We start from the raw sequence: 13,617 nt of genomic DNA on the forward strand, positions 1-13,617 counted from the left end.
CCATGACCGCTCCCATCCACACCGACGCCGAGCCCACCGCCTACGCCACGCGCGCCCGCATCGAGGCGGGCGACCGGCTGTCTCCCTTCAGCGCGACAGCGCCTTGTGGCCCCAGCCTGGAGTACGACGCCGAATACGCCGTCCTGCTGGCGCGCATGTCCCCGCGTGGCGATGCGCAGTACGGGCAGTTCGTCGGAGCACCCGACGCGCCGAATTGGGCCGAGATCGAACGGGACTGCCGTCGGCTGCTGTTGCGGACGCGGGACATCAATCTCTTTGTCTGGCTGTGCCGAGCACGCACCCGTCTGGCGCAGGCGGCAGGGCTTGCGCAGTCGTTGGTGCTGCTGGTCGAGGCGCTGCGGACCTGGCCCGAAGCGGTGCACCCCCAGTTGGTGATCGAAGGCGAGCGCGACCCGGCCGTGCGCGCCAATGCGCTCGCTGCGCTGGCCGATCCGGAGGGCCTGTTGAGCGACGTGCGAGAAGTCGTCATTGCAGCCAATGCCGCGCGGCACCTGACGGTGCGTGAAGTCGAGCGCGCCTTTACGATGCCCCGAGCGCCGGACGCAGCCAGTCCGGAGGCCATGGCGCAGCAGCTGGCAGACCTCGCGGCCGCGGCGTCGGGCGACGACCAGGCGCCGCTGCGCCTGTTGGCGCAAGCGGCCGAGGCGGCGGCGCAGATCGTCGCCTGGGCTGGCCAGCACCTGGGGTCGGACGCGCCTCCGCTGCATGCGCTGGTGCGGGTGCTGGCCCCATTCCAGCGAACCGGGGCATCGGCGCCGCCTGTCGCGGCCGCAACAAGACCTGATCCGCTTCCGTCATGGCCGGCAAGCACGCCAGCCGGTGAGGGCCTGGCGACACGCGACGACATCCTGCGTGACATTCGCAAGGCCCGCCGATGGTTCGAGAACCACGAACCGAGCAGTCCTGTCGCCGTGTTGCTCAAGCAGGCCGAACGCATGACCGGCCTGCGGTTTTCCCAGGTGGCCGATGCCATTCCACTTGATCTGCTGCGCAAATGGGATGCCGACGAGGAGGCTTCGCTGTGACGCTGATCCAGGCCAACTTTCTTGTCATCTGCTTCGCGGTCGGCGCCGCTGGCGCCTTGCTCGGCCTCTGGGTGTTCTCGCACAGGCTCGGCAGGCAACTCGAAGCGCAGCGCCGTGCCTCGGATTCGGAGCGCGAACAGATGCGGCTGGCGATCCGCGCCGAGTTGGCGCTGCTAGGGCAGCAGCAAACCGCACATCAGAAAGCGCAACACTTGGCCCTGACGCGGTGGCAGGCAGAGCAGGATGCGCGGCGGCTGGCTGAATGGCAGGCGCTGTCGCCAGCGCTCCCCACCTTGACGGGCAGAAGAGGAGGGCCGGTTGCGCCGCCCGTTGCACCCTCACCCCCGCAGCGGCCGAGACCATTGCCACCAGTACCGGCCTTGCACGAGGATTCGGAGTTGCAGAACTCGCCAGTCCCGTTCACGCTGCCCGCCGCCGTTCACGAGGAAGCAGAGTCGGCTCCCGAGCGCGAACTCACCGACGAAGAAATTGACGCCTTGCCGCCCGATCTGCCGGTGCCGACCCGGGTGCCGGGCCGGAAATTGCCGGCGCCCAAAGGTCCTGTTCTGCGCAATCTGTAAAAAAGACCGGCAATCTGCCGGTTTTTTTACGTCTGTCTTCGTGCTGTCGTACACGCCGCATGCCTCTTGATTTGTCGAATAGGCGTCACCAAGTCTGTTGGCGTCGGCACGGTGCTTGCACGCTCTATAGAATCTTTTTCATGGCAACGAGAATTCCCAAAACTCCCAGCACCCCACCGGCGCAGAAACCGGCGGGCGACGACGGAGATTCGGTCGTTCTGGAGCGCCGCCCGCAAAAAACGGCGCCGCCCCAGATGTACCAGGTCGTCATGCTGAACGACGACTACACGCCGATGGAGTTCGTGATCGTCATCCTGCAGGAATACTTCAGCAAGGACCGAGAAACGGCGACCCAGATCATGCTCAAGATCCACCTCGATGGCCGGGGTGTCTGTGGGGTTTATTCCCGCGACATGGCGGCCACCAAGGTCAATCAGGTGATGGAGGCCGCGCAGCAGGCAGGGCACCCGCTGCAATGTGTCAGCGAACCGGTCGCGTGAACCAGTTGAATTGCACGCGCTCCAACCCATCTGAGAACTTATTTACAGCAAGGCAAAAGGAAATCACATGATTGCCCAGGAACTGGAAGTCAGCTTGCACATGGCCTTCGTCGAGGCCCGGCAGCAACGCCACGAGTTCATCACCGTGGAACATCTGCTGCTCGCTTTGCTGGACAACCCGAGCGCCGCGGAAGTTCTGCGCGCCTGCTCGGCGAACGTCGACGACCTGCGGGCGTCGCTCACCAACTTCATCAAGGACAACACGCCCCAAGTGGCAGGTACCGATGATGTCGACACCCAGCCCACCCTGGGTTTCCAGCGCGTGATCCAGCGCGCCATCATGCATGTGCAGTCCACCGGCAACGGCAAGAAGGAAGTCACCGGCGCCAACGTGCTGGTCGCGATCTTCGGCGAGAAGGATTCGCACGCCGTGTACTACCTGCACCAGCAGGGCGTCACCCGCCTGGACGTGGTCAATTTCATTGCCCACGGCATCAAGAAGAGCGATCCGCCGGAAGCCGTCAAGGGCAGCGGCGAAGCTCCGCAAGGCGAGGGCGAAGAGGGTGGCGGCGAACGCAACGAGAAGGCCTCGCCGCTCGAGCAGTTCACGCAAAACCTCAACCAGCTCGCCAAGGACGGCAAGATCGATCCGCTGATCGGCCGCGAATACGAGGTCGAGCGCGTCATCCAGATCCTGTGCCGCCGGCGCAAGAACAACCCGCTGCTCGTGGGCGAGGCCGGCGTGGGCAAGACCGCGATCGCGGAAGGCCTGGCATGGCGCATCACCCAGGGCGACGTGCCCGAGATCCTCGCCGAGGCGCAGGTCTACTCGCTCGACATGGGCGCGCTGCTGGCCGGCACCAAGTACCGCGGTGACTTCGAACAGCGCCTGAAGGGCGTGCTCAAGTCGCTCAAGGACAAGCCGAACGCCATCCTGTTCATCGACGAAATCCACACCCTGATCGGTGCGGGCGCAGCCTCGGGCGGCACGCTCGATGCGTCGAACCTGCTCAAGCCGGCGCTCTCCAGCGGCCAGCTCAAGTGCATCGGCGCCACCACCTTCACGGAATACCGCGGCATCTTCGAGAAGGACGCGGCCCTGTCGCGTCGTTTCCAGAAGGTCGACGTGGTCGAGCCGTCGGTGCAGGAAACCGTCGACATCCTGAAGGGCCTGAAGTCGCGCTTCGAGGAACACCATGGCGTGAAGTACGCCGTGGCGGCCCTGCAGGCTGCGGCCGAGCTCAGCGCCAAGTACATCAATGACCGTCACCTGCCCGACAAGGCGATCGACGTCATCGACGAAGCCGGCGCCGCCCAGCGCATCCTGCCGCCGAGCAAGCGCAAGAAGACCATCAGCAAGACCGAAGTCGAGGAAATCGTCGCGAAGATCGCGCGCATTCCCCCGGCCAACGTCAGCAACGACGACCGCAGCAAGCTGCAGACGATCGAGCGCGACCTCAAGAGCGTGGTGTTCGGCCAGGACAAGGCACTCGAAGTGCTGGCCTCCGCGGTCAAGATGGCGCGTTCGGGCCTGGGCAAGGGCGACAAGCCGATCGGCTCGTTCCTGTTCTCCGGCCCCACGGGCGTCGGCAAGACCGAAGCCGCGAAGCAGCTGGCCTACATCATGGGCATCGAGCTGATCCGCTTCGACATGTCGGAGTACATGGAGCGTCACGCGGTGAGCCGCCTGATCGGCGCGCCTCCGGGCTACGTCGGTTTCGACCAGGGCGGTCTGCTGACCGAGGCTGTCACGAAGAAGCCGCACGCGGTGCTGCTGCTCGACGAAATCGAGAAGGCGCACCCGGACATCTTCAACGTGCTGCTGCAGGTCATGGACCACGGCACGCTGACCGACAACAACGGGCGCAAGGCCGACTTCCGCAACGTCATCATCATCATGACGACGAACGCGGGTGCCGAGACCATGAACAAGGCGACCATCGGCTTCACGAACGCGCGGCAGGCCGGCGACGAAATGGGCGACATCAAGCGCCTGTTCACGCCTGAATTCCGCAACCGTCTGGACGCCATCGTCAACTTCAAGGCGCTCGACGAACAGGTCATCCTGCGCGTGGTCGACAAGTTCCTGCTGCAACTGGAAACCCAGCTCAGCGAGAAGAAGGTCGAGGTCACCTTCACCGACAAGCTGCGCAAGCACCTGGCGAAGAAGGGCTTCGATCCGCTGATGGGCGCACGCCCGATGCAGCGCCTGATCCAGGACACGATCCGTCGTGCGCTGGCCGACGAGCTGCTGTTCGGTCGCCTGACCGACGGCGGTCGCCTCGAAGTCGACCTCGACGAGAAGGACGAAGTGCTGCTCGACATCCAGCCGATCCCGAAGAAGGAAGGCAAGTCGAAGCCCGAAGCGGAGGAAGCCGCCACGGGCTGATCCCGCCGCTTCGAGGAACGAAGTCAAAGGCCGGTAGCATTCGCTGCTGGCCTTTTTCTTTGGGCCGGCCGAAAACACTCCGCCTTCAACCGCTTTTGCCTTGATCCTCCCCGAACTCAGCCACGAATGGAAAACCGGCCTCTCCCTGGCGTGGAGCGGCTACATCGCCGTGCTGTCGATCTGGATCGTGATGCAAAAGCGCGCGCCGGTGTCCACCATGAGCTGGATCCTGTCGCTGGCGCTGCTGCCGTTCGCGGGCTTCATCGTCTATTACTTCCTGGGGCCGCAGCGGCTGCGCAAGCAGCGGCTCAAGCGCCTGCGCAACCGCGCGAACGCCCATGCGCAGGCCGACCTGGCGCGGCTGCGTGACGCCTCGCAGCATGCGCCACCGGCGCTGCAGCAGATGGCCCGACTGGGCACCGCCGCCTGCGGCCTGCCGGTGTCGAGCGCCACGGGCGTCGAGCTGCTGTCGGGCGGCGCGCGCACCTTCGACGCCATCTTCGAGGCCGTGCGCGCGGCGAGCGACCACATCCACCTCGAGTACTACATCTTCGAGCCCGACCGCATCGGCACCGCGCTGCGCGACCTGCTGGTTGAGCGCGCGCAGGCCGGCGTGCGGGTGCGCCTGCTGCTCGACGCGCTCGGCTCCAAGCGCATCGGCCGCAAGTTCATGGCGCCGATGCACGCGGCGGGCGTGGAAGTGGCGCTGTTCCACGACACCAAGATCGGCCGGCGCCTGCGCCCCGTGACCAACTACCGCACCCACCGCAAGATCGTGGTGTGCGACGGCCGCGTGGGCTTCACGGGCGGCGTGAACATCACCGACGAGGAAGACAAGCGCACCAACCCCAAGGACGCGTACCACGACGTGCACGTGCGCATCGAAGGCAGTGCGGTGCGCTGGCTGCAGACCACCTTCCTCGAGGACTGGAGCTACGCCACCGGCGAAAAGCAGCACCGCTCGGACGCCGTCCTGGACGCGCTGCTGCCCCAGGTGGAGGCGGGCGACATCCCGGTGCAGATCGTCACCAGCGGCCCCGACAACGCCTTCGAGGCCATCCACCGCATGCACGTCGAGGCCATCCATTCGGCCACGCGCCGGGCCTGGCTCACCACGCCGTACTTCGTGCCGGGCGAGCCCGCGCTGATGGCGCTGACCAGCGCGGCGCTGCGCGGTGTCGACGTGCGGCTGCTCGTGCCGCGCCGCAGCGACTCGGCCATCGTGAGCGCCGCCGCGCGTTCGTACTTCGACGAGCTGATCGCCGCGGGCGTCAAGATCTGGGAGTACAAGGAACGCATGCTGCACTCCAAGACGCTGGTCGTCGATGACCATTGCGCGATGATCGGCACCGCCAATTTCGACAACCGCAGCTTCCGGCTCAACTTCGAGGTCTGCGCCGTGGTCTACGGACCCGCGCTGACCCAGCCGCTGGCGGCGCAATTCGAAACCGACCTGCACAGCTCCGGCGCCGTGCGCGCCCACCGCCCGCAGACTTTCTGGCGCCGCCTCGGCGATGCCATTGCGCGACTGTTTTCTCCCTTGCTCTGAATGAACCACACCTTTCTCTGGCACGACTACGAAACCTTCGGCGCCGTGCCGCGCCGCGACCGCCCCTCGCAGTTCGCCGCCATCCGCACCGACGCCGAGCTCAACGAAGTCGGCGAGCCGCTGATGATCTATTGCAAGCCCGCGCCGGACTACCTGCCCAGCCCCGAGGCCTGCCTGATCACCGGCATCACGCCGCAGGTCTGCCTGGAGCGCGGCATTCCCGAGCACGAGTTCGCGGCCCACATCGAGCAGGCCTTCTCGCAGCCCGGCACCATCGGCGTGGGCTACAACACCATCCGCTTCGACGATGAGGTCACGCGCTTCCTGTTCTGGCGCAACCTCATCGATCCGTATGCGCGCGAATGGCAGAACGACTGCGGCCGCTGGGACTTGCTCGACGTGGTGCGCCTCACGTATGCGCTGCGCCCTGACGGCATCGAATGGCCGAAGAAGGAAGACGGCAAGCCCAGCTTCAAGCTCGAAGACCTGGCGCGTGCCAACGGCCTGCTGCACGAGTCGGCGCACGATGCGCTGTCCGACGTGCGCGCCACCATCGCGCTGGCGCGGCTCATCCGCGACAAGCAGCCCAAGCTCTTCGACTTCGCCTTCGGCCTGCACAAGAAGGACCGCGTGGCGATGGAGCTCGGCCTGCCCGCGATGCGCGAGACCGCCAAGCCCTTCCTGCATGTGTCGGGCATGTTCCCCGTCGAGCGCGGCTGCCTGGCCGTGATGTGGCCGCTGGCCAGCCACCCGACCAACAAGAACGAACTGCTGGCCTGGGACCTGTCGCAGGACCCGAGCGAACTGCGCGACCTCGACGCCGAGACGCTGCGCCTGCGCCTGTTCACGCGCACCGCCGACCTGCCCGAAGGCATGACGCGGCTGCCGATGAAGAGCGTGCACCTGAACAAGTCGCCGATGGTGGTCGGCAACCTGCGCACGCTGGCACCGGCCATGGCCGAGCGCTGGGGTGTCGACATGGACACCGCCATGCGCCACGCCGCCATTGCGCGCGACCTGCCCGACATGAGCGCGATCTGGTCGCAGGTCTTTTCCCGTCCGAAGGAGGCGACGCCCGATGTCGATGAAGACCTCTACGGCGGCTTTGTCGGCAACGGCGACCGCCGGCGCCTGAACCAGCTGCGCGGGCTGTCGCCCGAGGGGCTCGCCAAGGAGCGCGTGGCCTTCGACGACGGGCGGCTCGAAGAAATCCTCTTCCGCTACCGCGCGCGCAACTGGCCCGAGTCGCTGAACGAGGAAGACGCCGAGCGCTGGGAAGCGCTGCGCGTGGCGCGCCTGTTCAAGGGCGAGGGCGGGGCGCGCACCATCGAGGCGCTGTTCAGCGAAGTCGATGCGCTGTCCGAGAACGCCGACGAGCGCGGCGAGGAAATCCTGGGCGCGCTGTACGAGTACGCCGAGTCGATCGCGCCCGAGGCCTGAACCAAGACCGAGAGCTGGTATGAACAACGTCGCCCGCCACAGGCTGTTTCGCGCAGGCATGGCGGGCGCGCTGGCCGCTGCGGTGCTTGCAGGGTGCGCCGCTGGGCCGTCCGGCCATTGCACCGCAGGCTTCGAAGCCTTCGAGCGCGACACCCTCTATTTCGGCCGCGCCATCCCCACGGGCGGCCAGGTGTCCGACGCCGACTGGGCCGACTTTCTCGACACCCGTGTCACGCCGGCCTTTCCGCAAGGCTTCACCGTGCTCGACGCGGCCGGCCAGTGGCGCGGCACGTCGGGGCAGGTGGTGCGCGAGCCGTCGAAGCTGGTCGTGCTGCTGCACCCGCGCGACGCGAAGGCCGACGCGGCCATCACCGCGTTGATCGATACCTACCGCCAGCGCTTCGCGCAAGAGGCGGTGTTGCAGGAAAGGCAGTCCGTTTGTGCCCGTTTCTGAAGCGGCTCCTACCGTTCGCCGGCTGATTCCCGCCGACGGGCCGGCCTACCGCGCGCTGATGCTCGACGCCTACGCGCGGCATCCCGAGGCGTTCACGTCCACGGTCGAGGAGCGCGCCAGCCTGCCGCCGGCCTGGTGGGAGACGCGCCTGCGCACGGACGCCGATGCGGCCGAGGTGGTGTACGGCGCCTTCGATGCCACCGGCGTACTGGTTGGCGCGGCGGGGCTGGGCCGCGAATCGCGGCAGCGCACGCGCCACAAGGCGAGCCTGTTCGGCATGGTGGTCGCGGAACCGGCGCGGCGCGCGGGCGCCGGGCGACAACTCGTGCGGGCCTTGCTCGCGCATGCACGTGCGCTCGATGGCGTGCGCGTGGTGCAGCTGACGGTGACCGAAGGCAACCGCCCGGCGCAGGCGCTGTACGAGCGCTGCGGCTTCCAGGTCTTCGGCATCGAGCCGATGGCCACCGTGCTCGATGGCGCGTTCTCGTCGAAGGTCCACATGTGGTGCGACCTCGAGGCCGCACCGCCTGCGGCTTAGGCGTCGCGCTCGCGCACCATCAGCAGCGCGGGCCCGTCGGGCGTGGTCACTTCGCCGAGCGCGTGGAAGCCGGCCTTGGCGTAGCTGCGGATCGCGCGGGCGTTGCGTGGCGACGGATCGGTCTGGATGCGCGTCACCGCCGGGTCGGCGAACAGCTGGTCCGTGAAGGCGCGCACCATCGCGCTGCCGAGCCCGCGATTCAACTGCTCGGCCTTCGCGAGGAACTGGTCGATGCCGCGCGCGCCCGGGTCGCGTTCGTCTTCCCACCAGCCGTCGCCCGAACCCATCACGACGTACGACTGGATGAATCCCAAGGGCTGCCCGTCGCGCAGTGCGATGTAGCCGCGGTCGGGCGACTCGGCCGCCAGCATCGGCGTGAAGTCGGCCTCGACCTCGGCGAGCGTCGGCACGGGCGTCCACCATTCGGCCACGTGCGGGCGACACAGCCAGTCGTGGAGCATCGCGAAATCCGTGGATTGCAGGGGCCGGAACGAGATCGAAGGCATGGCGTGCGTCCTAGCGGGAGATCCGGTCGACGATGTCCTGCGCCAGCGAGGCGATGGTCAGCGGCGCGCAGCCTTCGGCGTTATTGCTCACGGTGACGAAGGCGTTCTGCCCGGCGCCCGTGGTGCCGGCAATCACCTTGGCCAGCGCGGCGCGGGTTTCCGGGTCGGGGTCGAGCACCTTGTCGAAGGGGCCGTACAGTTTTTCGGCGTCTTCGTAGCCGAAGCGGCCGTGACGGCGGTGCAGGTTCCAGCGGCACACCAGCGGCCCGGGCCACAGGGCGCGCAGCATCGGCAGCTGGTCCTCGATGGGCGGCATCTTCGCGTGCAGGCCCATGCAGAAGGTCGCGCCCACGCTGCGCAGCATGTCGGCGAAGGCGGGGCACAGCAACTGCGGGTCGCGCACCTCGACGGCGAGCACGGCGTCGGGTGCGGTTGGCTTCAGGTCGGGCATCGCCGCCAGCATCGCGCCGATGCGTGCGATCAGTGCGGGCTGGTCGGCCAGCAGGTGCGCGGGGATCGGGCTCAGCTGGAACACCAGCGCGCCGATGCGGTGGCCCAGCCCGTCGAGTGCCGGCTGCACGAACTCCTGCAGCGCGATCTCGTGGCTCAGGAACACCGGGTTGGCCTGCGTGCCGCGACCGCTTTCGTCGCGCACGGTGGCGTCGGTCACCAGGCTCGGGGCCTTCACGACGAAGCGGAAGTCGTCGGGCACCATGGCCGCGTAGCGCGCGTACTGGCTGGCCGTGAGGGCGCGGTAGAAGTTGCGGTCCAGGCTCACGGTGCGCAGCAGCGGGTGCTGGGCGAGCGCCGACAGGCCGTTCTTCGACAACACGGTTTCGGCGTAGTCGCCGTCCCAGACCAGGCCGGCCCAGCCCGGGTAGCTCCACGACGAGGTGCCCAGGCGCAGCTGCGGCGGCAACTCGGCGGCGAGGGCGACCAGGGCCGCATCGGGGGTCACCGGCTTCACGGTGGCGCCGCGCGGCTTCTTCGGCGAAGGCGGCGGCGCGTCGGCCGCTTCAGCCGGGCGCGGAAGTTCGGGGAGGTCGGAAAAGAGGGAGTCCTGCACGTCAGCCATGTCTGGGTCGGCATTTTCGGCCAAGCGGGGAGGCCCGTCGGCGCCGGGCACAATCCGCGCCATGACACAGTGGTTGCGTACGCGGGGCGGTTGGTGGCTGGCGTGGGGGGTGCTCACGGCCGCCGGCGCCGTGTGGTTCGCGCGCGCCGAGCTGACCCGGCTCCAGCAGGATTTCGAGACCGACGCGCGCATCGCGCACCGCCTCATGAGCCAGCAGGTGGTGCAGTACGACGCCGTGCTGGCCACGCTCGCCTTGCTGGAGCCCAACGCCGGCGCCGACTACCCCGAGCGGCGCCTGCCGTCGGTGTATTCGTCGATCCTGCGCGTGCAGCGGCGCGCGGCCGACGAGCCTTGGCCCGATGCCGAGCACGCCGACGCGCTGGCCGCGGCAGAGGCCCGTTCGCGCGCCGAGCGCCGCGCCGACCTGGCCGTGCTCGACCTCGCGCATGGCCGCTACCAGCTCGTGATCGGCTCGGAGCCGCTGAGCTATGCGCTCGAGATCGACCTCGTCGGCTCGGTGCCCTGGCGCGACTGGCCGATGAACCCGCAGCGCAGTCCCGTGCGACTGGTCCTGCAGCGCGACGGCCAGCAACTGGTGCTGCAACACGGCCAATCGGCCGCGCATGGCTGGCGCTACAGCCTGAGCAAGGAGCTGGCGTCGCCGAGCCAGCCTTTCGAGCTGGTGGCCGAGCGCCAGGTCGGCTGGGCCGAGCTGCCGTGGCGCACCATCGGCGGCTGGGCGGTGGCGATGGCGCTGCTGCTGGCGGGCCTGTGGGCCGCGCAACGCCAGCGCATCGCACGGCGCCGCGCCGAAGAGCTGCTGCGCCTGGGCCAGGTGGCGCGGCTCAATGCGCTGGGCGAGCTGTCGGCCGGGCTGGCGCACGAACTCAACCAGCCGCTCACGGCCGTGCTGGCCAACGCCCAGGCCGCGCGCCGCCTGCTCGACGACGACCCGCCCGACCTCGCCACCGCGCGCGACGCGATGGGGCAGGCCGTCGAGCAGGCCCGCCGCGCCTCCGGCGTGGTCGGTCGACTGCGCCGCGTCATCGAGCGCCCCGAGGCCGGCGGCGACGTGAAGCCGCTGGTGCTGCAGGAGGTGGTGCGTAGCGCCATGCACCTGCTGGCGCCCGAGTTCGCGCGCCACGGCGTGGCGGCCCAGTTCGACGCCAGCGCGCAGGCGCCCGTGCGCGTGCAGGCCGAGGCCGTGGCGCTGGAGCAGATCGTGCACAACCTGCTGATGAACGCGATGCAGGCGCTGGACCTCGTGCCCGCCGCCGAGCGGCGCCTCGTGGTCTCGGTTGGGCGCAACGGCGAGGAGGGCGTGCTGACCGTCACCGACAACGGCCGCGGCATCGCGCCCGAGGCGCTGCCGCGCCTGTTCGAACCCTTCTTCAGCACGCGCGAAGGCGGCCTGGGCCTCGGCCTGAGCCTGAGCGAAACGCTGGCCAGCGGCATGGGCGGCAGCCTGAGCGCCGCCAACGCCTCGCCGCGCGGTGCGCGCTTCACCTTGCTGCTGCCACTGGTGGCACCTTCGACATGAACACGTTGACCGCCGACCAGCCCCAATCGCCCCTGATCCACCTGATCGACGACGACCAGGCCGTGCGCGACAGCCTGTCGCTGCTGATCGGCACCGTCGGCCTGCGCGTGCAGGGCTGGGCCGATCCACAGGCCTTCATCGACGGCTTCGACCGCGCGAGCGTCGGCGCCATCGTGCTGGACGTGCGCATGCCCGGCATCAGCGGGCTCACGGTGCTCGACCGGCTGGTGGCGCAGGGCGTCGACCAGCCCGTGATCATGCTGACCGGCCACGGCACGGTCGAGATGTGCCGCCGCGCCTTCAAGGCCGGCGCGGCCGAGTTCCTGGAGAAGCCGGTGGACGACGAGCAGCTGCTCGAAGCCCTGCAGCAGGCCGTGCGCCAGCACGTGCGCACGCGCGAGCGCTCGCAGGCCGACAACGCCGCGCGCGAGCGGGTGGCGCAGCTGTCGGAGCGCGAGCGCGAGGTGCTGGCCTTCATCGTGCAGGGGCTCACCAACAAGGAGATCGCGCGCGTGCTGGCGCTGTCGCCGCGCACCGTCGAGACCCACCGCGCCAACCTGTTCGCCAAGCTCGATTGCGACTCGCTGGCGCAGCTGATCCGGCGCTATGCCGTGCTGGCGTCGGATGCGGGAGAAGAGGGCGCTCCGTAGTTCTACGGAGTGCCGGGCGTAGCCGTACGAATGGTTGCAGCGGACCGTATTTTTTACAGTGACACCGTGGTCGGCACAGGCCGGCACGAACCCTCTCATCACTGGAGAAACAACACATGCAATCGATCATCCGCGTTGGCGGCCTCGCCGTTCTGCTCGCTGCTTCCGTCGCCCAGGCCCAGACGCCGGCCCCCGCTGTTCGCACCGAGAAGAACATCTCGCTCGCGCTGGCCAACCAGATCGCCGCAGAAACCGTGGCCGCCTGCGCCGCCAACGGCTACAACGTGGCCGCCACCGTGGTCGACCGCGCCGGCACCGTGCGCGCCGTGCAGCGCGCCGACAACGCCGGCCCGCACACGCTGTCGTCGAGCGAACGCAAGGCCTGGACCTCGGCTTCGGCCAAGAGCCCCACGCAAGCCATGATGGAAGGCGCCCAGAAGAACCCCGGCGCCGCCAACCTCGTGTACCTGCCGGGCTTCCTGCTGCTGGGCGGCGGCGTGCCGATCAAGTCGGGCAACGAAGTGATCGGCGCCGTGGGCGTGGGCGGTGCGCCCGGCGGCCACCTCGACGAGCAGTGCGCCAACGCCGCGCTCGAGAAGGTCAAGGGCCAGCTCTGATGACGGCGCGCGGTCTCTGGTCGGCGGTGCTCGCCGCCGCGATCGGCTGGAGCGCCGCGCCCGGCGCGGCGGCCCAGGTGCCGCCGCTGGCCGCCGAAGTGCTGGCCTACGAGGGCCTGCATCGCGCCGCCTGGCACGGCGACCTGCCCAAGCTCAAGAGCCTGATCGCCTCCGGCGCCAGCCTCGATGTGCGCGACGCGCGCGGCCGCACGCCGCTGCAGGTCGCCACCTACGCACGCCAGCGCGACGCCGTGACGCTGCTCGCCAAGGCGGGCGCGAACATCGACCTGCTCGAAGACGACCGCTACGACGCCGTGACCATCGCGTCCGTGGCCGACGACGTGACCACGCTCACGCTGCTGCTGCAACTGGGCGCCAAGCCCGGGCAGGTCACCAGCCGCTACGACGGCACCGCATTGATCGCCGCCGCGCACCTGGGGCACGACGAGGTCGTGCGCCGGCTGGTCGCGGCCGGTGCGCCGCTGGACCACGTGAACAACCTGCACTGGACGGCGGTGATCGAATCGATCGTGCTCGGCGACGGTGGCGCCCGCCACCAGCGCACGCTGGCCGCGCTGATCGCCGGCGGCGCCAACCTGCAACTGGCCGACCGCCAGGGCCTCACGCCGCTGCAGCTCGCCAAGGCGCGCGGCTACACGGCGATGGTGAAGCAGCTCGAAGCGGCACGCGCCAAGTAGCCTGCTGCACCGCAAGCCGGGGGCGACTCGGGGA

General features: G+C 68.8%; 14 protein-coding genes. 12 read left to right on the plus strand and 2 right to left on the minus strand.

Translation table 11 applies throughout. From position 1 onward, the window contains the following. Positions 1-2: 2 nt before the first annotated feature. The 8 genes from AC07O4_RS13780 (at position 3) to AC07O4_RS13815 (ending at position 8,497) form a co-directional block, all read left to right on the plus strand. The gene (locus AC07O4_RS13780) at positions 3-1,046 is read left to right on the plus strand and encodes a type VI secretion system protein TssA (protein ID WP_495304814.1); all 1,044 of its coding nucleotides are present in this window, start codon (positions 3-5) and stop codon (positions 1,044-1,046) included. After that, on the plus strand, positions 1,043-1,627 hold the full coding sequence (locus AC07O4_RS13785) for a hypothetical protein (protein WP_495304815.1): 585 nt from the start codon (positions 1,043-1,045) through the stop codon (positions 1,625-1,627). Before AC07O4_RS13780 ends, AC07O4_RS13785 begins: the two co-directional genes overlap by 4 nt. A 140-nt stretch (positions 1,628-1,767) precedes the next feature. Further along, on the plus strand, positions 1,768-2,127 hold the full coding sequence (gene clpS, locus AC07O4_RS13790; protein WP_062471456.1) for an ATP-dependent Clp protease adapter ClpS: 360 nt from the start codon (positions 1,768-1,770) through the stop codon (positions 2,125-2,127). A 67-nt stretch (positions 2,128-2,194) separates the two neighbouring features. After that, positions 2,195-4,516 carry an ATP-dependent Clp protease ATP-binding subunit ClpA gene (clpA, locus tag AC07O4_RS13795; protein WP_062471453.1) on the plus strand — a complete coding sequence of 774 codons (2,322 nt, stop codon included), beginning with the start codon at positions 2,195-2,197 and terminating at the stop codon, positions 4,514-4,516. Positions 4,517-4,616: 100 nt separating this feature from the next. Beyond that, entirely contained in the window at positions 4,617-6,065 is a 1,449-nt protein-coding gene (gene cls / locus AC07O4_RS13800) for a cardiolipin synthase (protein ID WP_495304816.1), read from the plus strand. Beyond that, a complete protein-coding gene (sbcB, locus tag AC07O4_RS13805; RefSeq protein ID WP_495304817.1) occupies positions 6,066-7,505 on the plus strand; it encodes an exodeoxyribonuclease I in 1,440 nt (479 codons plus the stop codon). It begins immediately after the preceding gene. A 19-nt stretch (positions 7,506-7,524) separates the two neighbouring features. Further along, positions 7,525-7,959 (plus strand): DUF3574 domain-containing protein, encoded by a 435-nt coding sequence (locus AC07O4_RS13810; RefSeq protein WP_495304818.1) that lies wholly within the window; start codon positions 7,525-7,527, stop codon positions 7,957-7,959. Next, positions 7,946-8,497 carry a GNAT family N-acetyltransferase gene (locus AC07O4_RS13815; RefSeq protein ID WP_495304819.1) on the plus strand — a complete coding sequence of 184 codons (552 nt, stop codon included), beginning with the start codon at positions 7,946-7,948 and terminating at the stop codon, positions 8,495-8,497. Before AC07O4_RS13810 ends, AC07O4_RS13815 begins: the two co-directional genes overlap by 14 nt. Here the strand turns inward: AC07O4_RS13815 and AC07O4_RS13820 are convergent. Further along, on the minus strand, positions 8,494-9,003 hold the full coding sequence (locus AC07O4_RS13820) for a GNAT family N-acetyltransferase (RefSeq protein ID WP_495304820.1): 510 nt from the start codon (positions 9,001-9,003) through the stop codon (positions 8,494-8,496). The genes AC07O4_RS13815 and AC07O4_RS13820 overlap by 4 nt on opposite strands. A gap of 10 nt (positions 9,004-9,013) precedes the next feature. Then, positions 9,014-10,078 (minus strand): DUF72 domain-containing protein, encoded by a 1,065-nt coding sequence (locus AC07O4_RS13825; RefSeq protein ID WP_495304821.1) that lies wholly within the window; start codon positions 10,076-10,078, stop codon positions 9,014-9,016. Positions 10,079-10,139: 61 nt separating this feature from the next. Between AC07O4_RS13825 and AC07O4_RS13830 the strand changes: the two genes are divergently transcribed. From AC07O4_RS13830 to AC07O4_RS13845, 4 genes are all read left to right on the plus strand, one after another. Further along, positions 10,140-11,618 (plus strand): sensor histidine kinase, encoded by a 1,479-nt coding sequence (locus AC07O4_RS13830; protein WP_495304822.1) that lies wholly within the window; start codon positions 10,140-10,142, stop codon positions 11,616-11,618. Beyond that, complete coding sequence (locus AC07O4_RS13835) at positions 11,615-12,268, plus strand: response regulator transcription factor (RefSeq protein ID WP_062480069.1); 654 nt, start codon at positions 11,615-11,617, stop codon at positions 12,266-12,268. Before AC07O4_RS13830 ends, AC07O4_RS13835 begins: the two co-directional genes overlap by 4 nt. A 116-nt stretch (positions 12,269-12,384) precedes the next feature. Beyond that, on the plus strand, positions 12,385-12,885 hold the full coding sequence (locus AC07O4_RS13840) for a GlcG/HbpS family heme-binding protein (RefSeq protein ID WP_056581174.1): 501 nt from the start codon (positions 12,385-12,387) through the stop codon (positions 12,883-12,885). Beyond that, entirely contained in the window at positions 12,885-13,583 is a 699-nt protein-coding gene (locus AC07O4_RS13845) for an ankyrin repeat domain-containing protein (RefSeq protein ID WP_070060562.1), read from the plus strand. Before AC07O4_RS13840 ends, AC07O4_RS13845 begins: the two co-directional genes overlap by 1 nt. Positions 13,584-13,617 lie beyond the last annotated feature (34 nt).

Source organism: Variovorax sp. GW821-FHT09D04, assembly GCF_059416405.1.